Origin of the sequence: uncultured Bacteroides sp. (assembly GCF_958445495.1) — a bacterium.
GTDB lineage: Bacteria > Bacteroidota > Bacteroidia > Bacteroidales > Bacteroidaceae > Bacteroides.
Genome location: NZ_CAUCSQ010000001.1, coordinates 1 through 24,415 on the forward strand (window position 1 = coordinate 1; position 24,415 = coordinate 24,415).

Annotated in this window: 22 protein-coding genes and 1 pseudogene; 3 read left to right on the plus strand and 20 right to left on the minus strand. The window is 46.6% G+C overall.

Annotated features, from left to right (window positions below; genetic code table 11):
* The 13 genes and pseudogenes from Q5076_RS00005 to Q5076_RS00065 all read right to left on the minus strand — a co-directional run.
* A pseudogene (locus Q5076_RS00005) lies at window positions 1-283 on the minus strand (hypothetical protein); the annotation flags it as partial.
* Window positions 284-290: 7 nt separating this feature from the next.
* Entirely contained in the window at window positions 291-1,082 is a 792-nt protein-coding gene (ccsA, locus tag Q5076_RS00010; RefSeq protein WP_303010126.1) for a cytochrome c biogenesis protein, read from the minus strand.
* Window positions 1,079-2,314, minus strand: a complete 1,236-nt coding sequence (locus Q5076_RS00015) for a cytochrome c biogenesis protein ResB (RefSeq protein WP_303010127.1) — start codon at window positions 2,312-2,314, stop codon at window positions 1,079-1,081. Before Q5076_RS00015 ends, ccsA begins: the two co-directional genes overlap by 4 nt.
* A 13-nt stretch (window positions 2,315-2,327) precedes the next feature.
* A complete protein-coding gene (gene nrfA / locus Q5076_RS00020; RefSeq protein WP_303010128.1) occupies window positions 2,328-3,809 on the minus strand; it encodes an ammonia-forming cytochrome c nitrite reductase in 1,482 nt (493 codons plus the stop codon).
* A 32-nt stretch (window positions 3,810-3,841) separates the two neighbouring features.
* Window positions 3,842-4,450, minus strand: a complete 609-nt coding sequence (gene nrfH, locus Q5076_RS00025) for a cytochrome c nitrite reductase small subunit (RefSeq protein WP_303010129.1) — start codon at window positions 4,448-4,450, stop codon at window positions 3,842-3,844.
* 269 nt (window positions 4,451-4,719) lie between these two features.
* Window positions 4,720-5,499, minus strand: a complete 780-nt coding sequence (locus Q5076_RS00030; RefSeq protein WP_303010130.1) for a class I SAM-dependent methyltransferase — start codon at window positions 5,497-5,499, stop codon at window positions 4,720-4,722.
* Between the two features lie 269 nt (window positions 5,500-5,768).
* Window positions 5,769-6,830, minus strand: a complete 1,062-nt coding sequence (locus Q5076_RS00035; RefSeq protein WP_303010131.1) for a M42 family metallopeptidase — start codon at window positions 6,828-6,830, stop codon at window positions 5,769-5,771.
* 10 nt (window positions 6,831-6,840) lie between these two features.
* Window positions 6,841-8,229 carry a radical SAM protein gene (locus Q5076_RS00040; RefSeq protein WP_303010132.1) on the minus strand — a complete coding sequence of 463 codons (1,389 nt, stop codon included), beginning with the start codon at window positions 8,227-8,229 and terminating at the stop codon, window positions 6,841-6,843.
* Window positions 8,226-9,935, minus strand: a complete 1,710-nt coding sequence (locus Q5076_RS00045) for a YcaO-like family protein (protein ID WP_303010133.1) — start codon at window positions 9,933-9,935, stop codon at window positions 8,226-8,228. The genes Q5076_RS00040 and Q5076_RS00045 overlap by 4 nt, the downstream gene beginning before the upstream one ends.
* On the minus strand, window positions 9,916-11,277 hold the full coding sequence (locus Q5076_RS00050) for a radical SAM protein (protein ID WP_303010134.1): 1,362 nt from the start codon (window positions 11,275-11,277) through the stop codon (window positions 9,916-9,918). The genes Q5076_RS00045 and Q5076_RS00050 overlap by 20 nt, the downstream gene beginning before the upstream one ends.
* Entirely contained in the window at window positions 11,255-12,625 is a 1,371-nt protein-coding gene (locus tag Q5076_RS00055) for a radical SAM protein (protein ID WP_303010135.1), read from the minus strand. Before Q5076_RS00055 ends, Q5076_RS00050 begins: the two co-directional genes overlap by 23 nt.
* The gene (locus tag Q5076_RS00060) at window positions 12,626-13,768 is read right to left on the minus strand and encodes a radical SAM protein (protein ID WP_303010137.1); all 1,143 of its coding nucleotides are present in this window, start codon (window positions 13,766-13,768) and stop codon (window positions 12,626-12,628) included.
* A gap of 539 nt (window positions 13,769-14,307) precedes the next feature.
* Window positions 14,308-15,510: a site-specific integrase gene (locus Q5076_RS00065; RefSeq protein ID WP_303010139.1), complete on the minus strand. Its 1,203-nt coding sequence runs from the start codon at window positions 15,508-15,510 to the stop codon at window positions 14,308-14,310.
* 272 nt (window positions 15,511-15,782) lie between these two features.
* On the opposite strand from Q5076_RS00065, the gene Q5076_RS00070 reads away from it, so the two are divergent.
* Window positions 15,783-16,058, plus strand: coding sequence for a putative quinol monooxygenase (locus tag Q5076_RS00070; protein ID WP_303010141.1), 276 nt, complete (start codon window positions 15,783-15,785; stop codon window positions 16,056-16,058).
* Between the two features lie 139 nt (window positions 16,059-16,197).
* Here Q5076_RS00070 and Q5076_RS00075 read toward each other — a convergent pair whose 3' ends face one another.
* Window positions 16,198-16,614 (minus strand): pyridoxamine 5'-phosphate oxidase family protein, encoded by a 417-nt coding sequence (locus tag Q5076_RS00075; protein ID WP_303010142.1) that lies wholly within the window; start codon window positions 16,612-16,614, stop codon window positions 16,198-16,200.
* Window positions 16,615-16,693: 79 nt separating this feature from the next.
* On the opposite strand from Q5076_RS00075, the gene Q5076_RS00080 reads away from it, so the two are divergent.
* Window positions 16,694-17,281 carry a 3'-5' exonuclease gene (locus Q5076_RS00080; RefSeq protein ID WP_303010143.1) on the plus strand — a complete coding sequence of 196 codons (588 nt, stop codon included), beginning with the start codon at window positions 16,694-16,696 and terminating at the stop codon, window positions 17,279-17,281.
* Window positions 17,282-17,346: 65 nt separating this feature from the next.
* Here the strand turns inward: Q5076_RS00080 and uxuA are convergent, their stop codons facing one another.
* The 5 genes from uxuA to Q5076_RS00105 all read right to left on the minus strand — a co-directional run bounded on the left by uxuA (window position 17,347) and on the right by Q5076_RS00105 (window position 21,434).
* Complete coding sequence (uxuA, locus tag Q5076_RS00085; protein ID WP_303010145.1) at window positions 17,347-18,516, minus strand: mannonate dehydratase; 1,170 nt, start codon at window positions 18,514-18,516, stop codon at window positions 17,347-17,349.
* A 62-nt stretch (window positions 18,517-18,578) separates the two neighbouring features.
* Entirely contained in the window at window positions 18,579-19,391 is an 813-nt protein-coding gene (locus Q5076_RS00090) for an SDR family oxidoreductase (protein WP_303010147.1), read from the minus strand.
* Window positions 19,392-19,412: 21 nt separating this feature from the next.
* Window positions 19,413-20,483, minus strand: coding sequence for a substrate-binding domain-containing protein (locus Q5076_RS00095; RefSeq protein WP_303010148.1), 1,071 nt, complete (start codon window positions 20,481-20,483; stop codon window positions 19,413-19,415).
* A gap of 376 nt (window positions 20,484-20,859) precedes the next feature.
* Window positions 20,860-21,147 (minus strand): YtxH domain-containing protein, encoded by a 288-nt coding sequence (locus tag Q5076_RS00100; protein ID WP_303010149.1) that lies wholly within the window; start codon window positions 21,145-21,147, stop codon window positions 20,860-20,862.
* A gap of 41 nt (window positions 21,148-21,188) precedes the next feature.
* Complete coding sequence (locus Q5076_RS00105; protein WP_303010151.1) at window positions 21,189-21,434, minus strand: GlsB/YeaQ/YmgE family stress response membrane protein; 246 nt, start codon at window positions 21,432-21,434, stop codon at window positions 21,189-21,191.
* Between the two features lie 201 nt (window positions 21,435-21,635).
* On the opposite strand from Q5076_RS00105, the gene Q5076_RS00110 reads away from it, so the two are divergent.
* Entirely contained in the window at window positions 21,636-22,841 is a 1,206-nt protein-coding gene (locus Q5076_RS00110; protein ID WP_303010152.1) for an MFS transporter, read from the plus strand.
* 80 nt (window positions 22,842-22,921) lie between these two features.
* On the opposite strand, the gene Q5076_RS00115 is transcribed toward Q5076_RS00110, so the two are convergent.
* The gene (locus tag Q5076_RS00115; RefSeq protein ID WP_303010352.1) at window positions 22,922-24,403 is read right to left on the minus strand and encodes a RagB/SusD family nutrient uptake outer membrane protein; all 1,482 of its coding nucleotides are present in this window, start codon (window positions 24,401-24,403) and stop codon (window positions 22,922-22,924) included.
* Window positions 24,404-24,415 lie beyond the last annotated feature (12 nt).

The window sequence follows — 24,415 nt, forward strand, 5'->3', positions numbered from 1 at the left end:
TCTTCTCAATCTGCGGGTCTTGTCCCCAAACACCGACATGCTGTGCCGACATCTTCAGTTCCAAATCCGAACGTTTATAATCCATCGAAAGGCGTGCACGGTTATTGATGAAAGATGTAGGAACAACTCCTTCATCCCTGGGAGTCAGCGCGCCGTTCCGATACTCCGCACGAGGTCTGATTTGCATCGACATCGTAAATTCATTCTCTTTCTCCGTGTTTTGTGTATATGCCATGCCAGGCAACAGCATCATTACCACTAACGACCCATAAATTTTTCTCATTTATATTTCAATTTAAGTTATAAGTATGTACACTGATTCCTTGGGCGGAGGGAAGATAATTGATTCCGTACCAGCACATTTGCAACAAGACAAACGATACCAATAGGATAACCAATGCCGGCCGCGCTTTCAACGGTTTTCCCAACCTGAAATGAACATAGGCCAGATAAGCGAACCAAGTGGCCGCCGCCCACGTTTCTTTCGGGTCCCAAGCCCAATAATGCCCCCAGGCTTCCTTTGCCCAGACAGCTCCCGTAAGCATTCCCAATGTCATGAATGCCAAACCGACATAAGTAAGATTGTCGCACAAATCCATCTCTTTCCGTTCAATTTCTTTCTTCTTGAACCAAAGCAGATAGACAGCCGTCACTGCCGCCGCGCCCAACATGGCATAAGCAAACATATACACAATGACATGAGGAGCAAACCACGGGCTTTGCAGAGCCGGCATCAAGGTTTTATTGTGAATCTCCGGCTTGAAAACATTGATGCAGACAAACACCAGCGAAAGGATACAACTGAAACTAAGAATCCATTTGTACTTCCACCGCACATAGGTTATCAGCCCAGCCAACGGAAGAAAGAAAGAATACCACAGGCGGGTCTCTCCCATCGTCCGCATCGGAGGCCGTTCCAACGAAACCCACATACCTGCAATGAAACTGAAAAAGACAGCCAGCCCCAGAACGGTAAATCCGCAAGCCCATCCCGGTTTTGCACCTTTCCAGGCGGCAAAAGCCCCTAAAGCCCAGCATACCAGCGCAACTATAGCAAATAGTATAAAAGATTCCCAACTCATACCCCGTTTTCTCCTTTCCTCTTCTGTGCACTTATGAACAGGCAGAGCGCACCTGCCATCATCATGGCAATTCCCGTATAGACAACCGGCAGCCACGGATCACGTACCAATTCAAAGACACTGATATCGCTCCATCGTCCTTTCGCCTCGTCATAACTGAGCTGATAGATTTTCCATCCCTCCACTTCCAGCGGACGGTTCACTTCAACCGTACCTTCCTCAATCATTCCTCCTTGCGTGTAAACCTTCACTTCCGATGCAAACCGTTGCGGTTCCCGCTCCGGCATCACAAGACTAGTCAGAGAATCCAGACGGATTGCCTTGTAAGGAAAGAGAAAACTACCGCAGCTTACCCATCCCTCTCTTGTTTTCCGGTTTTTCCGATTGACCGCTTTCAGGTAAACGGCATAGGTCGCTCCTATCGAATGAAATTCGGTAAACCTCAAGGTATCTTCGGAAGCTACGGAAGCAGCCATCGGAATGGATTGCCCGATAGTTAGCTGCCAGTCTTGCAAGTTGCCGCCCGACACGCCTTCCTCAAGCAATAAATGTGCCGGAGATTTTTCGGGAAGCGTCCTGCCGGTCTCATTGTCAACCAGCATCAGCTTCGGAGGATACTCGTCGATAGTGAAATCCTCCAATTCGATAGCCAACGGAAGTTCCACCAACTGCCCTTTATCGTCGACAGCCCGCCATTCTGCATTTCCCATCCGGACAGTCATCTTCACCCTTTGCATATCGGCATTTCCTAAAGTGGCCGCTACCAATGCGACAAACAAGCCGGTATGATTAAGAAGAAAAGAAAGCCTGCCCGTTTTCAAGGAAAAACCGGTACGAAAGATTGTCAGCCCCAATACGGTAACCATCCAAAAGTAAAGTAAGACGAAAGGCCAGGAAGAGACCATCTGCGAAAATCCCAACCAGTCAGCCGGAACATGGCCGGAAGGAACCTGCCGGACAAGTCCCATCACCACAGTCACGCCGACTACCCATAAAAGAGAAGAGACGGCAGCGGAACAATGGCTCAACCATCCGAACAAATAGATGCGCTTGCGAAAGAAGTGCATGACCGCCAATGCAATCACATACACCGCCAGCGCAATCACATTGACCGGCCGGGCAACCAGGCTCCAATTGACAGCCCCTACCGTTATTTGCAGCAACAGCCCTATTGCCAATAATCCCGCACCAATCGCCAGTCCTTCTTTATACCCCCACGGTTTGCTCCACATATACGCCAATCCCTTATTTTTGTGCAAGACGGCCGTTTGCTTTCGCTTTCTCCAACCATGCCGGAACAGTGGTTTTCAGGAATTTATCCTTCGCCGCTCTTTCAGCATCCATATCCAGACCGATATATTCCTGCGCTTTGGCTTTCGTTGAAATGTCCGGCATCGGAACTTCTCCCGTGTACCCGTTTTTCGCCAATACTTTGGACACAGCCAAACGCGCCTGCATAGCGCGGTCGAGTCCATGGGAGAGAATCCTCTGGATTTCCTGCGGCGCATGGAAAGAGCCTCCGTGAGAAGCTACTCCGAAATCCCAACGCCACTGTGCCTGACGAATCAGTGCGAGCACCTCCTTCATCTGCACTTCCGTAGCTCCTTTGTCCCAGGCAAATTTAGCTTCAATATGCGCTTTTGCCAGTTCCTGTTCCAGACGGTTACGGATTTCATTCGCTTTGTGCTGGCGCTCATACACGTTATTACGCAACGTTTCTTCACTCTCGCGATGGCAAACCTGACAGGTACGGTCAATCATGGCTAACGGGCTCTGGACATGGTGGTCGCTGAACTTCACCCCGCCCTCGCTCTTATACGGCATGTGGCAATCGGCACAAGAGACGCCTCTTTGTCCGTGGATACCCATCCGGCAAATCTCATAATAGGGATGCTGCGCTTTCAGAATCGGCGCGCGGCTCAGTTTATGAATATAATCGTAGAAACCAGCCTCATCATAATAAGCTTCCATGTCTTCCACCGTGAAACCTTTGTCCCAAGGAAAAGTCAGGTATTTGCCGTCTCCTTTGAAATAATACTCGACATGGCATTGCGCGCACACCAAAGAACGCATTTCCTGCGGAGTAGCTTTGGTGATGTCCTTGCCTTGGCGTTGGAAAGCCTCTATCAAAGCGGGACGGCTGATATGAAGATTCATCGTCTCCGAATCATGACAATCGGAACATCCGATAGGATTCACGATTTCGGCCCCCATGGCGCCCCATTTATTGTTATAGAAAGAATCTACCCCCAACGCTTCCATCATACGGGGAACATCCGGGCTCTTGCAAGTCCAGCAAGTAGATGGTTGAGGGCCGTCAGACGGGTTTGCAGGCGCTCCGGTACGCAGAGACGCCGTAATGTCCTCAATGGCATGCATGTGTCCGCGCGGAGTGGAATAATCTTTAGCGAATGCATATCCCGCCCATAAAATCACCATTTCAGGACGTTTCTCCAAGGCATCGACCGCTATATTTCCATTAAGTTCACTTTCGAAGTCGGTCTTCGCTGTCTCCGTCCAAGTCTGGTATTCACGGGGAAAGTCATCCTTGAACAATTCATTTCGCGCTTCGATTCCTTTGATGGCGTTTTTACGGTTATTGAAAATGCTGGCAACTTCCGCTCTCCGTTCCATCAACGCAGAAACGCATAGTCCCAAAACAAACACAACGACCATTGAGCCTCCGAACAACAGCCATCCTTGCCACGATTTTAATTTCTTTTCCATTGTATATCGGTTTTATTATTTTATTACGTACTTCATTGCCTGTCTTTATCTTTCCGATTCACCATCTTCCGCAACCATTCGGGAACAGGAGATTCCGGAAGAGGAACGGCAGCCCCCGGAGTACCGGAGAGAGAATTCTTTCCGCCGTGGGGAATATCCCGATGGCAATCCCAACATGCCTTCCCCTCTCCTACCTGTGACATCATATAACCAATCTTCCCCGTCTTCACAAACTCCGTATTGAGTTGCGTATGACAGCGAATGCAATTATTCATAATCACTTCGGAACTGGTTTCGTGAGCTTGAATCACCTGAGGTTCGCTCCCGGCAAGGAATGCACCCACATGTTTCATACCGTCCACACCTTTAAAAGTCCATTTCTTCACGGCATTTTCATGCGGCACATGACAATCGTTGCAGGTGGCATTCCGAGCATGCGAACTATGAAACCAAGTTGCATAATAAGGAGTCATAATGTGGCAATTCACGCATGCTGCCGGGTCATCCCCCAAATAAGTATGCGCCCGGAGCATGTACATAAACAATGCTCCCCCGCCCATAATAACGCCGCCAATGACGACAGCCGCTACCTTCCGTTTATAAGAAGGAAAGAGTCGATTTATTATCGGAAACTTCATCATACGAAAAAGTATTTTTTACAAAAGTAAAGGGTTGGAAACAAAAAAGGTGTAATAGATATTACACCTTCGGAAAGAAAAAACACTCATTGCGTAAAAAAACACATCTACCGTTCCGCGAATGAATGAAAACGGCAGGTTACGTGTCCGGCGGATAACCCTCGACGGGCATATTCAAATCATCCGCCGCTTTCAGCCGGAAATCACACTTACGAATCTTCCCGGCTCGGATATTCAAGAACCAATATTTTCACTGCAAATATATAAATCCATCATTTTCCTGTCTTTTTAGCTATGAAGAATACATAGCCGTAGAACTCTTTATACTTATTGTACAGTTCTTCTTCGTAATGCTGGAACTTTATCAGTTCCTCAACGTTTTTATCCCCTGCATGCCGACGGATAAAAATCTCTCTGGCTTTAGCCAAAGGAATGTAATAATTTTCCGTCCAGCAAGTCTCCGGCAGGACAAAAGTAGCCACAGGAATATAGCCGGCTTTCTGCACCTGGGCGACTTTATTCGGAATCGTATCCATCTCCGGATAAACCTCCATCCAGAAATCCGAAATCTCCGCCGGGCGTTCCCCGGTCAACCACGCATTTTCAGAAACAGCGAGATATCCCCCTTTTTTCAAATAGCGGCGCCATTCGTTCAGCCCTCGTTCAAAACCGATATTATAAATGGCTCCCTCGCACCAAATCAAATCCAGTTCTTCTTCCTGAAAATGCAGGTCATCCATCGAACCGACAACCCCTTTCACCCTGTCCTGAAGATTCAGCTTCCCGGCATTCTCATTGAACCGGTCGATAAACCCCGGAAAGAAATCAACGCCTGTGATATGTCCCGGTGCATGTTGCGCCAACACCATCGTCTGACCACCCGTTCCGCAACCCAGGTCGGCAATCTGGGAGCGGTCGGTGAGATTATCGACAAAACTTAACGCTTTAAGGGTTGTTTCGGGACTTCCCGGCCCCTGGCGTTCCGTATTCAAAAAGAGATTACAGATTAAATTTACATCAATTTCGCGAATCGTATTATTATCGTTATTCATTATCGTAATGCGTATGTCAGCTCACACATCGGAAACTGCATTTCCCGACATTGTGCGCCGGTTAAAATTAAAATTATAAAGACACGAAGAATACTCCCGGAAAGAATCATCCGAGAGCGAAAGAAAGGACGGCCCGCATCACAGATACAGGCTGTTTACTCCACCGAATCCGATTTACCATTTCTTGTCATGCGGCAAAGATAGGTCTTTTTTATTTAACGGCAAAAAGGACGGTCAGAATCCGAAGATGAAACACGTATTTTCCGATATCAGTTTTCCTGCAAGCAAAAATGAGCGAGAAGCCGTACAGCCGCATTTACATCCCTCATATCGCACATCTCCACAGGAGTATGCATATACCGGCAAGGAATACCTAACGAAACCGTCCGCACCCCTTCCCTCACAAGCTGCAAGCGCGAGATATTGGTCCCTCCCGTAGCATACTGTTTCGCCGACATCTGATAGGCAATTCCTTCGCTTTGTGCAATCTTCTCCATTTGCAGACTCAGTTCAACATCACAATCCACATGAAGCGGAATGACAACGCCACCTCCCAATTCAACTTTTCCATATTTGTTCGGAGGGCAATCAGGCACATCCGTAGCAAAATCAAGGTCAATGGTAACGGCGATATCCGGCCTGACGTTGTAGCCTGCCACGACCGCCCCCCGGCTCCCCACTTCTTCCTGCACCGTAGCCACACCTGTGACAGAATTGTAAACGGGTCTTTTTCCAGCCAGTAACCTCATCACTTTTACAAGGACAAACACCCCCAATTTATTATCAAGAGATTTGCCGGAAATCCGGTTCCCGCCCAGCCATTGCCAGTCAGGCTTCACTGCGGCAACGTCACCTACGGAAATTCTTGACTTCACTTCGTCAGCTTCAAGCCCCGTATCTACCCACAATTGGCTGAGTTCCAACGTACGTTTCCGGTCATCCGCCGTCATTAAATGAACGGGCTTCTTGCCGATTACCCCCGGAATGTGTTCTCCATTACGTGTAACGACTACAACCTGCGAACCGGGGATACACTGCTCGTCAATCCCGCCGTTACGCCTTAGATACAAATAGCCATTCTCTCCGATGTGCAATATCTGGAATCCTATTTCATCCGCATGCGCTTCAATCATTATGTTATGCCCTTTCTCCGCACCGGAAATAACTCCGTAGGCATTTCCCATGACATCAAAGAAATGCCTGTCCACATATCCCGTTACCTTTTCAAGATAATATGCGCACACCTCTTTTTCAAAACCCGAAACTCCCAATGCCTGAGACAGGGAGTCCAGCAATGCCATATCATCTGCCGATTCTTTATCTAAACCCATATTCAAATAATTAATGCAGTTCATTGTATTTTTCAATCACACACTCTTTCAGCATTCCCGCCATTTCACAGAAACGGGGACAAATGTTATATAAATCTCCGTTTTCATTATAATTATAGACAGCGCACATATCGCAGAAATTGTGCAGGTCGCATCCTCTACATTTTGCAAAGCCATCCATACTTACTCCACGCAAATTGTCCGCAGCCTCACTTTGCCATATCCCGGACAACGTGTCCGATTCCATATTTCCCAATTTAAGGTCATTCCATCCCGGACACGGATAAACAGTCCCGTCAGAATCGATACAGAGCGATGCGGAAAGAATGCTGCACATCGTTCGTCTTCGCGCATACTTTTTCGATAAAGCTTCCTCTAAAGACCGGGATGCAGAAATAGCTTCCACAAACATGGGATTCACGTCTATATGGAATTTCAGCATCTCCCTTGTCTGCTCCGCACTAAGCCGGGCATCGAGATTTTCACTACAGCCATTGCATTCCGCCATCATCATGAAGTCGAAATAGATATCCACCCCCAGCTCCTTGGCATAACGGTGCAGGCCGCGTACTGTGGAGAAATTCAAATCCATGACCGGACATGAAATCATAACGGGAATATCGTGTTTTACCAGAAGTTCAAGATTACGCTTCGTTTTGGCGAACGAACCTTTACGCTGCGTTATCCTTTCATGGATATGCCCGTCTGTGGAATACAATGACACTTGCACGTTAAACACATCCAGCTCCTTTATCCTTTGAAGGTCCGTTTCTGTCAACGACAATAAGTTACTTTGAAGCAATATCATTAGATTTAACCGTTTACATTCTTCAAGGATACGGAACAAATGAGGATGCAACAGTATTTCTCCTCCCGAAAAGACAACTTTCAATCCCTCCATTTCCCGGTATTGATGAAGAATATCAATGACCTGCTCCGTTGAAAGCGCCTTGCATCTATCTTTTTTAGCATCGGGCAAATAACAATGTATGCAACGTTCATTACAGGCATCCGTCAATTCAAACTGCAAATTGCGCAGATAAGATTTACTGTCCGGATTTGCAACTCCTATCACAGGAAAGTCTGCAAAACGACGTTCTATCTCATTTTTATGGACATAAGAGAATTTCCGTTCCAGCCATACAGGCTCCTCTTCGATATCTATGAGCCATGCCTCGTGCAATTGCCGCAACAACCTTGTCTTCTCTTGCCAGTCCGAAACACCGCCGCATAATTGCTCCAGTCTGTAAACCGGACCATGACCGATGTGGGAAAGCCATTTAAATTCATCTGCCGGCAATATTGCCCGCACATGGCTCACTTGATTTTCCAGATAAAAATATCCGGAATATTCCCGTACAAACGTGTACGGATTCAGTCGAAAGCTGAAATCACTCATAGTCCAAGGAATATTTCATTTAACGAATCCTGCACGGGCATATTCTCTTTCATCGCTTTCTGGCTGATGCGTTCGATTTCTTTCAACAGCGGATATCGGCATCCGACAGACAGAGGACATTGCCGGCAATTGAAACATACAGGCGTGTCGATAGCTTTCAAAGCCTTTTCCGGATGATCAAGGAATGAACGCGCAATCATATAATCACGCGCATCCGTATCCGTAACGGTCCTACCCTGCAAAATCTCAAGTATCTGCCCATAATAGGAATGCATGGCCCGTTGTTGAGAACGGCAATATTCCGCATACCCCTCCAGACACCTGGCAGCCTCCTCCTTCTGTCCCAGCCTGACATGGAGCAGCATTAACAGAAGATGGCGGTTTACCGTATTCTTCGGATTGGAGTTGCGGGTAAACAGCTCGATTGCCTCTTTATCCAACTGATTGAGATACTCTATCGTTTCAAGACATTCCGCCTCGTCAAGAGCAGCAAACCGGAACAACGGATTTATCCGGTTTTCTGTCAACTGCATGTGATACACCCGCCTGTTGAGATTGCAGAAAGCATGGTCGATTTCGGAAAGTCCCGGAACAACGATATGGAGAGCGGGAAATCCGAGAAAAGAATTATCGCGGATATAGATGTCATACCCTTTTGCCATTATCCACCGGCAGATATGATGCAAATCTTCCCGGAAATTTCCGCCAATCGGAATCGTAGTATGCCCCGAATAAGAATAGGAAGGCGAAGCAGTAAAGAAATTCCCGTGTTGCCTCCCTCGCCCGTACATTAAACTCCGTTTGAACTCATTGAACATATCGAGCCGTTCGCAAGCGTTCACATCATTCTCAAAAACCAATGTCTCGGCAGTATAGCCTTGGAATATTTCCGTATAGCAACGTTCCAACGCAATTTCCGGATTGAGGTCAGCTCCCAAATGCAGAATATATTTCGTCCTGTCTCCATTGAACAAAAGAAGTCCGATAACAGGGAATCCTTCTCCCAACGAATAGTCCTTAACATAATAATCCATATTGTACTTGTCGCGAAGCTCATTCAAACGTTCCAATACTTCCGTACCTTCAAATACGGAAAGCGGCACATCGGGCGGCACGATTTCCCTGCGGTACATCTCTTGTATGCAATATCGCTCGAATATCTCACAAAAACCCTGTACTAGCGCTTCTTCACGGATATTTCCCGCACACATCCCGTTGGAGCCATTAATCCAACGAATGAGCGAATACGGAATGTCCTTCACCTTTCCGCTATTGACATGATAAAAAGGAAGGGAAACGCCCTCTACCGTACCGGCTTTCAGCCCGTCGGGCGGTAACACACGCGGCACAAACCGTTTTATCTCCTCCAACGCCTCCTCATGATTCCACCTGTAAGGCGTCTCGTCAGGATAAAAACGACAGGGCTCGTCGATGCATGCCGGATTGGGATATACAATCACCCGATTCTGAAAACGTTCCATAAATTCGGCATAACCGCTGGCAAGCGCGTATTCCCTGTTCATACCCTTACCGTTTGTCCCTATGGACGTATCCTCGTCACGGGACAGGTAGATTCGGCAGGAACAAAACATGTAACCGTCGCCAAGCGGCATTTCCATGACAGGAAGCTTATGCGCTGCTATAATATTCTTAATACGGCAGACGGTTCCTGCCGGCGTATCGGCCTTATATGATTTCGCTATCATAATTTTCTGCTATCAATGATTTGATTTGTCTTTGATAATTGGCTTTCCAATCAGGACAGCCGGATTGAGTACCATGCTTTTTATCGGCAAACAAGGCATTATGAGGACACCCGCCATTGCAAAGAGGAACAAGCACGCACTCTTTACAAACGGCATCTTTCAGCGGGCTCCATTTGTTCCATAAGCCGTACCATTCAGGAATAGGCTCTGCTGCATCATCCTGCACGCCGATATGTCCCGTTATCCACCGCATATTACCTACAGTGTCCAAACATTTATAAATTTCCCCACCGACACCGATTACGATATCCCCCTTACGCAAGCATCCGCCAGACGGTGCAGCAGACGGGAACCGATATTTCCATAACCCCAACCGGTGGGCATACCGGATAAGCCGCCATTCCACATCGGCAAATTCCGTTTCGGAATAAAGGGATTCGGATATTCCGTCGGGAGCATAGTTATAATCAACGGTTCTGCAAAACGCCAACCCGATGCGCCTGTTCAACTTGCTTTCGGCTATCCGGTCAAGTAATGCCGGGATATGCGATACGTTATTTTTATCGATTGTCATACGCATCGTCACCCACGCCCCCATTTCCGTCAACATTTCGATATTGCGCCAAATAACAGGGAAAGAGGGTTTCCGTGAAACCAACGGGCGCCGTTGTTCATGAATATCTTCCGGACCGTCGACCGTGATGATGTATCTTCTCACATTCAGGCAGGATATCAACTCGTCACACCGCCGCCTATTCAATGCAAAGCCGTTGGTCGTGATATCTGCCGAATATTCTATACAGTGGTCTTCACAGAAATTCATCATGACAACCGACAGTTCTTTAAGTCTGTCATAGGCAAGTAACGGTTCTCCGCCAAACCACGTCACACGGAGTCTTTTGCATGTAACGGCCCGGCTTTCCAAAAAAAGCAAAATGTCATTCATTGTCGAACGGCTGATTCTGCTTTTACCCTTCGCTCCTTCAAAACAATAAACACATTGCATTTGGCAATTCTGAGTCAGAAGAATAGTCAAGTCAATGTACGACAAGTCCTCTTTGCCTTTCAGGAACTGCGTTTCCCATTCCTTTTTTTCATCCTTGTCGGAAGCGACCAAAATACCCAATTGGAACAGGGTATTCAAACGGGACTCATCAAGTTTGCCCGGTTCTTTGATTTCCGAGACATCCATCAATACGGCATTGCGCAAAAAGGTATTAAAGACGACTGTCTTCTTCTCATCTACGTCAATCCGGTCATTCCAGACCGACCATTTCAATTCATTTGCATTTATCCCCGACGAACCGATTCGGTTTTTATCATTTTGCAGTAACAGTTTCATGCGTATTGATGTATTTTTTTAAAGATTGCAAACGGCTGTGCCAATATTCAAAACGCTCATGAGGCATATCTCCGAACAACATCGGGAAATTCAGCATGCCCAACATCGTCCAGTCACGAGTGTCCTTAATATACGGCTCTATGACCGGTTTATTATTGTCATAATCTACAGAACCCGGAACAGGAGAAAATTTATTGACGGCAAGCGAAGTCGGCCGTGTCTCGACAATAAGTCGTTCTGTCAGTTCCAAATCGTCTTCCCTTTCTCCAAAATAATTAATTATGTAACTTGTATAGAACGGAATTCCTATCTTATGGCATAACCGGGCAGCCCTACGGCACTGTTCTACAGTGATACGTTTGTTCATCCTGTCAAGAATACGCTGGCTGCCGGATTCAAAACCGAAAAACAGCTTGATACATCCCGCCTTTTTCAATAATATCAAGAAGTCTTCATCTACTTGATTGACCCGTAAATTCGCCCACCACCGATAAGGCGTTCCCTGACTAATCAACCGGCGGCATACATCTTCCCATATACGCCGGAAATTCCCGATAGAGCTGTCTTGTATAATAAAGGTATCGACAGCACACTGTTGCGAAACCCACTTCATTTTTTCAACAAAATATCCGGCTGAATGACAACGCGCATGCAAAAAACAATTATGAGCGCAGAAATTACACCTGTACATACATCCTCGTCCAAAAGTTATGGGGATTACCCTGTGAACAACCGCGTTGGAAATCTGATGAGAGGGTTGTGTATAAAAATCTTTATCGATAAGATTCCAATCCGGAAAAGGAATCTCATCAAGGTCAGATATGACATCGGCTTTTTCCATATTTTTATTTCCGGGTAAAAAAAAGCCTTTAATAAGTTCCATCCGTTCACCCCGTAATAAACGGAGAAGAGGAAGTTCTCCCTCTCCGATTACCACGGCATCGAAAGGAATGTACGAAAGGGTGTTTTGAGGCAATAAGGTCGGGTGTACGCCTCCTGCAATCAAAAGAGGCCGTCTTTGATTTCCCTCACGAAACCTTTCCGCCAAATCGTTAAATATGTGCAGCGCATACTGAAAACGTGCCGTAAAAAAGGAAAAACCTATCACGTCAGGCTCGAAAGACCGGCACATAGCCCACAATTCATCCAATGTTTTATTATCGTCCCCTTTGTTACACCGCAACATCTGTTGCATATCGGCTATTTTTACCGATGCGCCATGTACTTTCAGATAAGTAGCCAATCCAACGACTCCTTCGGGAGCTCTTTCCGGCTCATCCGTAAAGTTACAATCCGTATTTCCGATATAAAATCCAGACCAAGGAATTATGAATAGGATTCGTCTCATTCATTTCGTATTTAATATTTTATCAATAACCGACCTTTTCTCTCCGATGGTCTTTCCTTTTAGAATATAAAGTCCGCCTCCTTTCGATTCTATCCAGTCTACCACACGATTCCAATACATCATATTGCTTTTACACCTGTATGGATATCCAAGCATAAAACGCTCTCTGAAACATCCTCCGTGACAAGTAGGTTCAAATCTGCATTGACGGCATTTTTCCGGGACCGGAGCCATCGCTGCAATTTTTTCCCTCGCATTAGATTTTATAAACTCCTCAGGGGCCTGTTCCAGAAAATTTCCTATAACAGATTCCGGCACATCAAATTCCGCACATGAAAAAATATCGCCTCCCGGACTAAATGCCATATAACGTTTGTGGCAATCAGCTTCCCGAAGGCAGAGGGAAGGCACGCCTAAAAGCAGGTCTGCAATCAATTTCACGATGTCGGTATTAGGCGCAGGTTCAGGGTCGCCGGCCCACCTGTCAAAGAAACGTATCATGGCTTCGGCATATTCCTCATCGCTTATATACATAGGTGACGATAACACATCCGAATTACTGATAGGAAAGACACGGGACAGGCGCACATTCATTTTTCTTTTTTTATAAAAATCGTAAATATCGTCAATCCTGTCTAAATTATCCCTTGTTATGAGGTTAATCGCCCCACATCTGATGCCGGAAGATAAAGCGTTGTCAATGTTCCTTACGGCAATTTCCGTTGAGTCTTTTCCAGACGGGAATGTACGGTAACTGCTGAACAGGTCAATGCTGACACCGACGAAACCGGCAAAGCAAGTATTAATCAAATCGTATGTATCCGGCCCAAGCAAGGTTGCGTTAGTCTGTGTGCCGTGAGAAACCCTTATTCCGTTTTCTGCAAATAAATCATTGGCATACTTTATGATGGCCGGCAATTTTCTAGCGAGCAAAAAAGGTTCACCGCCATGCCAACAAATCGTGATGCTTTCGGCTCCCACAATAGAAGCATATTTGCATACGAACCGAAGCCCCCTTTGAATTTCATCATCCGACATTTCTGTTCCTTGGGCATAATTATCACGCCCATAACAATACCGACACGCCAGATTACATTTCAATGTGACCTTAAACGTTACATATATGTTCTTAAATGTTGACATAGCGATAAACTTGTTGATTTTTTAATCAAGCGGAGCGGGATGACCTTGATTGCAATGGTCACACCATTCGGCTTGAACTTCACTTGCATCGAGACGTACTTCGAGTTCAGCGAAAAGAATTTCATTCTGTGCCATAGTGGTATAAATTTTTCATGATTCCTACTCTATTAAGGCTTTTCGGATTCCGCCTTTCGATATCTAATTATCAGCTAATAATATCCAAGAATATATTACGTTACACTCCTTATTAAGACCAACAATCCGACAATTCCCTTGTTTCCCCTTTTAAATGACATTTCAGTCTTTCCTGTAGATGTTCCATTTCCTTGTAAGAAACGGATTATTTAGTTAATTCGCTGATAAACAGAAGAGATAAGTATCTTATGAGATTTATTGGGTTAACAAAAAATATGTTATTGAACATGAACTATAAATATTATAACATTCCAATGCCTTATGATTCAAAATTATTGTTACTTTCGCACCGGACATCCGTTTCTTACAAGGAAACGGACATATTTACGTCACAGGAAGCTTTCTTATAATCCGTTAACAATCAATTCATTTACCCTATCGATAGTAGCCATATCAATTGAAGCGAGATATATCTGCGTAGTTGAAATAGACTCATGACCGAGCGCATCGGAAATGACGCTGACCGGTACATTTTTTGACTTAGCAATAGTAGCCCAGGCATGACGGCTCACATACGTCGTAAGCGGAACCGGCAACTTTATCATATCAGCTATGATTTTCAGTGAATTGTTTATGCGGCGCAATGCCGTTTCATACTGTTTACGCTCATCATTACCGGGACGGGTGATAACAGGGAGCAAATACGGTGAATATCCGGTCGGATAACGGCGGAGCAGTTCGTTGATTTGATTTATAATTTTGATGTGAAGCAACTGGCCGGTCTTGTGACGGCGGTAAGTCAGCACTCCGTTCCGAATATCCGTCTTTTTCAGGAAAGCAGCATCTATGAATGACATTCCCCTGCAGAAGAAAAGAAAAAGAAATACGTCACGGGCAAATTCAAGATTCGGTCTGAATGAAAGGTCGAGGTTCCGGATGCGTCTGACATCGTGAAGGGAAATCGCCCGCTTGGGCGTCTTTTCCATGCCCGTAAATACCGTACGGAAAGGTTTCCGGTCTTCGGTCAGTTCCTGTTCTACGGCACGGTTGTAGACCGCCCGGAGGATACGCATATAAAAGGAAACGGAATTGGGCATAAGTCCGGAGGCAAGCAGGTAGGCCTGATAATCTTCTATTACGATAGGGTCGATTGCCTCAACCGCAATATCCTCACCGGTCCGAAACCGTTTGAAGCTCCTCAATGCCGCACGGTAATTTCCGGCAGTACCAACGTGCTTTAACCGCAAGAGCCGGGCGATGACATTCTCCATGAAATTGAAAAAGCTGTTTTCTTCCCGGATACGCCGGAATTCCGTAACTATCTCCTCCGACGAATAGTCACGGTACAGATGGTCGAACTTACCGATGATTCCTCCCAGCCTTTCCATATCCCGGCGCAACCTTTGGATTATCGACCGGACGACTGCCGTCCGCCCGCCTACGGAAACGGGTACAGGTTCCGAACGCTTTTCATCCCACTCATAAGGGAACACTTTATAATCGGTCGTAATCTGCCGGACAATCCGGTGGCAAGTTACGAGATAAACGATACTGCCCGGACGGTCTGGGACCGTTGACGGGCGAAATTTCACTTTTACTGTAGTCATACTTTCATCGTTATAATTGGTTACTGTCTCAACTCATTACAAAAATGGACAATGTAATACAAATCTACAGTCTGTGGAACGGAAAAGCAGTTTGAGAAACTCATTCATCGTCCTCCCGTTGTGGGCGATGCCATGATTTACGATTGCATGAAGATGATATGAAATTTTAAAAATATCCCGTCGGGAAATACGGAAAAATAGTATCTTTGCCTTCGGCTTTCCACCGGTTACCGTGGGAAAGCGATTCTTTTAATCATATAAATAAAAAGACTATGCTCAGATTAAATGTATTTGTCCGTGTAAACGAAACAAACCGCGAAGAAGCGATTAAAGCAGCTAAAGAACTGACAGCTTGTTCTTTGAAAGAAGAAGGATGCATTGCTTACGACACTTTTGAAAGCAGCACCCGTCCCGATGTTTTCATGATTTGCGAAACCTGGCAGAATGCCGAAGTATTGGCAGCCCATGAAAAATCCCCTCATTTCGCCCAATACGTAGGTATCATTCAGAAATTGGCTGAAATGAAACTGGAAAAATTCGAATTTTAAATGAACTTCAAAGCTTCCCGGAAACCTTGAAGTTCATCAGGTTCCCCTAGTTACAACAACCTGTAACAAGGGGAATTTTCATTTCAGAGGTTTCTTAAACCGCCTCTTCAAACCCGATTTCCTATCTTTTCGATGAAAATCAGTCCAGTTTCTTATGGATAAATTTACCTTCAATCCAATAAGTCGCACAACTCGATTTAAATTTCAGCAGTACATAACCCGGGTCGGCAGGACCTCCCGGAAAATGTCTGATAAACCAGTCCTGCCAAAGCTCCTGCTTCATCTTCCCGTCGGTTATCACTTCCACTTGTCCCGTCAACGCTACACTGTCTTCCTTATCCTGAAAACACAACCCTGCTTTCGGGTTTGATAAAAAATCAATTGTTTTCAGTGAATTCGCCCCGGTAGCCATCCAGATGGTGGAAATGCCTTCTGCCGAAATTTTACTCATCGGCACAGGACGGGGATAACCTTCTTCATTTACGGAAGCAAGGGTAACGATTTCACATCTCTGCAACAACTCTGCCGCCTTCTCTTTCATTGTTTTCGTAGTCATAATCTGATTTTTATTTACGGGCAAATATAGAGAGAATAAATTCTAATTCATACATTTGCATCCAAAAAAGACGGGACGGATGAAAAACTTTGCAGCGATTGATTTTGAAACAGCCAACGGCAAACGTACCAGCGTGTGCAGCGTGGGCGTCGTCATTGTGAGAGGAGGAAAGATTGTCAATAAAATATATCGCCTGATTCGTCCTGCTCCCAACTATTATACCCGGTGGACGACAGCCATTCACGGGCTGGCTTATGAAGACACGGCGGAAGCGGATGATTTTCCCGAAGTATGGGCGGAAATCAAACCGTTGATAGACGGCCTTCCGCTCGTCGCCCACAACAGCCCTTTTGACGAAGGTTGCCTTCGTGCGGTTCACGAACTGTACGGAATGGCTTACCCCTCCTACAAATTCTACTGTACCTGCCGCACTTCAAGGAAAGTATTCGGAAAAGAACTGCCCAATCATCAACTGCACACGGTAGCCGCCCGGTGCGGATACGAGTTGGCCCGCCACCACCACGCACTCGCTGATGCGGAAGCCTGCGCCAGCATAGCCTTACGGATTATTCCCGAACCAAAGAAAGCGAAAAAGAGCGATGCCGACACTCACGCCGGAGACTTATTCGACCCGCCCGCTTCCCGGCAACTTGCCCCGAACCAATAAAAAACACTGCGGCCACCCTTGTAACCGCAGTGTTTCCAATAGAACGATACCGCTATGTATTCCGGTTAGAGAATGGACTTGGCAATACCCATTTCCAGCCCGCGGAGTTCCGCCAACCCGCGGAGACGTCCCAGACAGGAGTAACCCGGATTCGTTTTCTTCTTCAAATCGTCAATCATCTGATGGCCGTGGTCCGGACGCATCGCGATGGAACATTTACGACGTTGTTGCAGAAGAACCAGGCTCTTCATTACATTATACATGTCCACATCCCCTTCCAGATGGTTAGCCTCATAAAAATTCCCTTCCGCATCACGTTTCGTACTGCGCAGATGCACAAAATTGACACGGTCGCCGAAACGTTCCATCATGCCTGCAAGGTCATTGTCGGCACGTACGCCGAAAGAACCGGTACACAGGCAAAGACCGTTGGATTCATTAGGCACGGCTTCAATCAGTTTTCTGAAATCCTCTTCCGTACTCAAAATACGGGGCAAGCCCAAAATGGTATAAGGAGGGTCATCCGGATGAATCACCAACTTCACCCCCACTTCATCTGCCACAGGAGCTATCTCCTTCAAGAAGAAAATCAAGTTGGAACGAAGTTTCTCGGCATCGATATCCTTGTAACGGTCCAACGCCTCCTGGAATTGCTCCACGGTGAAGCTCTCTTCCGAACCGGGAAGCCCGGCAATCATGTTACGTACCAGGAGCTTCTTGTCATCTTCATTCATCTGTTCGAAACGTGCCTTCGCCTTAGCTATCTCTTCCGGAGCATATTCTTTTTCCGCTCCCGGACGTTTCAGGATGAAAAGATCGAAAGCCACGAAAGCCGCTTTCTCGAAACGGAGCGCCTTGGAACCGTCGGGCATGGTATAAGCAAGGTCGGTGCGCGTCCAGTCCAATACAGGCATGAAGTTGTAAGTAACCACCATAATGCCGCACTTAGCCAGATTGCGGATACTTTCCTTATAATTCTCGATATACTTCATGAAATCGCCTGTCTGCGTCTTGATATGTTCGTGTACAGGCACACTCTCCACTACAGACCACTTCAAACCTACCTCTTCAATCATTTGCTTGCGCTTCATGATTTCCTCCACGGTCCACACTTCACCGTTCGGAATATGATGGAGCGCATTCACTATACCGGTAGCACCCGCCTGTTTAATATCCCACAAGCTGACAGGGTCATCAGGCCCATACCAGCGCCAAGTCTGTTCACATAAATACATAGTTATAATTACAGTTTACAAATTACTAATTACGATTGAAATAATACGGGCTCATCCCGGAATCAGATGGAGAAAGCATCGAAACCGCCGTCAATGACCGCAACCGTACCCGTCACGAAGTTGGAAGCGTCACTAATCAGGTAATGGATGGTTCCATAAAGGTCTTCCGGCTCACCGAAACGGTTGAACGGAGTATGAGCGAGGATTGTCTTCGAACGGTCGGTCAGGGAACCGTCCGGATTCGTCAGCAACGTACGGTTCTGTTCGGTCAGGAAGAATCCCGGAGCAATGGCGTTTACACGCAGGCCGTTACCGAATTTCAATGCCAGTTCACCTGCCATATACTTGGTAAAGTTCGCAATCGCCGCTTTCGCCGCACCGTAACCCACCACGCGAGTCAACGGACGGAGCGCGGATTCGGAACAGAAGTTAACAATAGCCCCTTTTTTCTGTCCCACCATCACCTCTGCAAATACCATTGTAGGCAATACCGTACCGAACAGGTTAAGGTCTACCACCTTTTTGAAAGCATCAACCTGCAAATCGAAGAAAGTCTTATCCGGCGCGATTGTAGCACCCGCCATATTACCGCCGGCAGCATTCAGCAAGACATCAATACGGCCGTACGCTTTCAGGATTTCCGCTTTATTGCCTTCCAGGATTTCCTTGTCCATGACATCCGTGTACAGGAACATCGCCTCATTGCCTGCCGCCTTGATACTCTCAGCCAACGCTTTTCCCGTTTCCTCGCTTCTGTCGAGTATAACGACTTTCGCGCCTTCTTTTGCCAGATAGGCAGCAATACCCTTACCCAAGATTCCGGCTCCACCGGTGATAACAACTACTTTGTCCTTTACATTAAATAATTCATTCATCGTTTCCAAAAATTTATGTGTTTACAATTTATTATTCAGATAATATTTCAAGTTCTCTTTAAGAAGGATATCTATCGGCATCAGGTTCGCCTGTTCCGGATTCTGCCTGAAAAGCAAATAGTTGCATAAAGACCGGACACCTTCATATCCTTGCCGTTCAGGACGCTGGGCAATCAAAGCCGTTATTATGCCTTCCGAAAGCAACCGGGTGTTTCTCCCGATAAGGTCATACCCCACGAGCTTTACCGGACGCATTGTCCTTGCTTTCAGATAATTCCCCAGAATGTAACAAGCGGAATTGAAAATGACAGCCCCTTCGATACCCGGATTTGCTTCAAAGATTTCATCCAGCCTGGCGAAATTATATACCGAATCATTGATTTTCAATTCCACTTCATGCAGGTTGCCGGCAAATCCCGTCTCCCTCAAATAATGGCAAAACCCTTCCCTGCGATTCTTCCCTTGATTGGAATCATTTTTCCCGTTGTGGATAATCCGCGCCGTCAGGATATCGGAAACCGGAGAAATCCTGTCCGTCAGCAACCTTGCGGCAATGACTCCGGCATCATAGGATTCCGTTCCGAAATACGCCAACTGGCGTTGTCCCTCAATATTGGAATCGACATAAACATAAGGTATTCCATGCCGGTCGAGCTCCTGCGAAAGCCGGATAACGGAATCCGTGAACAAGGTAGCTATCAACACCCCATCCGCCTTTTCATCCGGCAAATTGCGGACTATATCGTCAAACGTTTTATTGTTATACTGGTCAAAGAAAAGTTTCGTAATCGTTATATTGTAAGATTCCATCTCGGCAGCCGCCTTATCGATACCTTCCGAAATAGCTTCCCAATATTCCCCTTGCACGAAAGACGGAGTGACGGCAAAAAGATGATACTGTTTTTTAGACGCCAATGAACGCGCCATGAGATTCGGTTGGTAATGAACCATATCCAGAATTGCCCGCACCTTTTTCCTGTTCTCCTCAGATACCCGCCCGCGGTCATGAATCACCCGGTCCACCGTGCCGACAGAGACACCCGCCATCTTAGCGATATCTACAATACGGATATTTGAAGATTCCTTGTCCATTCTCAAGAAGCACTTTGTTTTTCGCGGACAAAAGTAAAATGAATTATTGAATTAAACAATAGTGTGTGCGCACACACCTCTAAATAATACAAAGGTTATCCGATTAATTATCAACGAATTATCACATATTAAAGATTCCGGCACATGTTGTTAAACATAAGAAAAACAGGAAAAAACAACAAGAAAGGTTTCGGAAAACCGGCATGAATGAGAGAAAAAGACTGTTTATCATACAGAAAAAGGGAACGGAAGAAGGGAAAAACAGAAAAATGTGCGCGGACACACACCGGTATGTCCATTCAGGGAAAACGGGTGTAAACCTAAAAAAATAATTGGTAATCAATCATATACAAATCGATTACCAATTACAAGTCCATTATTTTTCCCACTTATCTTTTGCTTTTCCCGCTACCTTATCGGCTTCCTCCGCCACTTTATCCGCAATATCCGCTCCGGCCTCCACAGCTTTAAGCCCCAGATTCATTGCTTTTTGTTCAGCATGAGCCGCCGTAACCTTAGCGTCGTGGCCGATACGATGGATAGCGTCATAAATATTGCTTTCCAACTGCCTGGCTTTCGCAGTGCGTGAAAGACGATAAGCGACCGCGCCAAAGATTGAACCGATTCCAAGTCCAATCCAGAAACTACCATGTCTACATTCCATAATTAAGTTCAGTTTTTTAGATTAAAAATTATATAAACTACCTATTCGGATTTCGAAAATAAAGAAGCAATCCACAGCACCAGAATAGCTCCTATCGTAGAAGTGATTAAACTTCCTATCAATCCTGAAGCCGCCAGTCCGAAAAGGGCGAACACCCATCCGCCCAACACTCCTCCGAGAATACCCAACAACAAATTTATGATAAGCCCGAAACCTCCGCCGCGCATAATCTTGCCTGCGAGGAATCCGGCTATGATACCAATGATGATATACCAAATAAAACCCATATTCTACTCCTTTTTTATTTAAACAACAGCAGTTGCGAAGAATGGTTCAGTCTGCCGAAACCGAATTAACGACAATTGACAATCGCCGGCACAACTTTCATATCCATCCCTAATTAATTGCGGCAAACCTATCGAGAAACAAGAAGTTTACGTACCTTTGCAGCCGATTTTTCAGGAACATTTCAAAAAGATACAGGCATCATGGTACAAAATCAGGAACAACCCGCAGGAAAAATTACATTTTCCATCTTAATCGCATTAAGCCTCTCACACTGTCTCAACGACCTTTTACAATCCGTCCTTTCAGCCGCCTATCCGCTGTTCAAGGACGATTTAGGGTTGACTTTCGCCCAAATCGGCCTTATCACGTTAGTTTACCAGCTTTCGGCTTCCGTTTTCCAACCGATTACCGGAATCATCTTCGACAAGTATCCCGTCGCATGGTCACTGCCTATCGGGATGAGTTTCACAATGACCGGTCTAATCAATCTGGCATTCTCTGAAAACCTCTGTTGGATATTGCTGTCCGTATTCCTAATCGGAATCGGCTCTTCCGTATTGCATCCGGAAGCTTCCCGCATCACCTTCCTGGCATCGGGCGGAAAACGCGGACTGGCACAGTCGCTTTTCCAAGTAGGCGGCAACTTCGGAGGCTCGTTAGGCCCCCTGCTGGTCGCCCTGTTAGTAGCGCCGTACGGGAGACGCCACCTTCTCATTTTCGCATTTGTGGCCTTAGCCGCTATCGGAGTGATGTACCCGATTTGCAAATGGTATAAATCCTACCTCAACCGGATGAAGGTGCAGGCCGCCAGCGACAGGAAACCGGCCCGTCTTCCCCTGCCGATGGACAAGACAGCCTTCTCCATCGCAATACTACTGATATTGATTTTCTCCAAATACATCTACATGGCGAGCCTCACCAGTTATTATACTTTCTACCTGATTCATAAATTCAACGTCAGCGTACAAGAATCGCAATTATACCTGTTCATCTTCCTGGTAGCCACTGCCATCGGAACGCTGATTGGCGGTCCCGTCGGCGACCGTATCGGCCGGAAATACGTCATCTGGGCTTCCATCCTGGGAACCGCCCCATTCAGCTTGCTGATGCCGCACGCCACCCTGGTATGGACCGTAATCCTCAGCTTCTGCGTAGGATTGATGCTGTCTTCCGCTTTTCCCGCCATCCTGCTCTATGCCCAGGAACTGCTCCCTACCAAACTCGGCCTGATATCGGGACTGTTCTTCGGATTCGCTTTCGGAGTCGCAGGCGTCGCATCGGCCGTACTCGGCAACCTGGCGGACAAAACGAGTATCGAATACGTATATAACATGTGTGCCTATATGCCGTTATTGGGATTAGTCACGTTCTTTTTGCCTAATCTGAAAAAACAAAAGGTAAGCTGAAACCCAAAAGCCGGCGCGCGTCGTCACGACGCACGCCGGCCTGCCAATTAAGGTCAAAGTCAAAAAATTAAGAGAGCTATTTATAAATTAGGGTTAGCGTTTATTTCTTTCTGCGGAACAGCGTACAGGTAATAAGTGCTGTTCGCCGTAAACGGTTTGCCGTTCGGGAACCTCAGGAACCAATGCCCCAAAGGATTCCGTCTGGCGAAACTTCCATCCTCCTGCCAACAGTCTACCTCTGTCTTCTGCATCTCTTCAGACAAAGCGGTGCGCTCCACAGCCTTCTGGGTACGAAGCAGGTCGGTAATGCCGAACCCTTCTCCCCAAAGCTCGCGACGGCGTTCCATCAGAATCTCGTCGATAACCTCCTCCCGCGACTTCCCCGTCACGTCATAATCCGCCACTCCGCGGGCATTGCGCAAACCGTTCAACGGAACGACAGCCTGCTCCAGCGCCACCCCGTCGCGAACTTTCGCCTCCGCCTCTATCAGGTACATTTCCGCCGCGCGCATCAAAACCAAATCAGCCGTATCGTCCGCACGCATGTGGAATTTCTTATATCCCAGATACCCTTCACGCATCCACTGAAACAGAGGCAGACGGATATCGCCTTCCACAAAGGTGTCTTTCAAATGAGGGTCGGCCATAAAACTACTGTAAGCTCCTACATATGTCGCATCCAGATAATAGAAATTATAACTGGCATCCGACTGGGAAGGAATCTGTGGAAATCCCCATATCCATTCTTTATTGGAAACAGTATTGAATCCCTCGTATTCGGCAGTAGTCGTCATCAGGGAATAGCCTTCGCGCGCATCTTCGGCAGCTTTCGCCGCCTTTCCCCACTCGCCGGTCAACAGGTAAGCACGCGCCAAAAGCCCGTTGACGACTGCCGTATTCGGTTTAAACTTCTGGTTATCGCCGCTCCGGACATAATCTTTCAAATAGGCTTTCGCCGAATTCAAATCGTCAAAGATACGCTGGTAAACCTGCGCTACCGTCGATTTGCCCTTCGGAACCGTCGAACCGGTATTCGGCTCGGTATATACGGGAACGCACGGCGCATCCTTATCTTTCAAATAAGTAAACTGGTAATGCTGTACCAGATGCAGGTAACAAAAAGCGCGCAAAGCCAATGCTTGTCCCCAGGCCTGCCGGAGTTCTTTCGAATCCCCTTGAATGGAAACGGCGGCGTTGCAATTATCTATCGTCTTGTACATCAGATACCAGGCAAACTCCGTCCTGTTGTTCGAAGGTATGGCTACATCGTTAAACTGATACGAAGAATTAAAACCGTATTTCGGACGGGAAACCACATCGTCCGCCATCATATCGTCCTGGCATTGGAGTGCACGGTAGCCGATATTGGCATACGTACTTGAATAACCGAAGAGATTATACCAGGCGCCGTTCACAAGCGCTTCCGCATTTTCGGGTACAGGCACTTTCCCAGAACTTACCGCATCCGTCGGGTCCGTATCCAAAAAGCCGCTGCCGCAACCGGTTGCCAGAAAGAGAGCGGCAACCGCCGCCAGAATAGATTGTATTTTTATTTTTCCCATCATTTAGCCTGA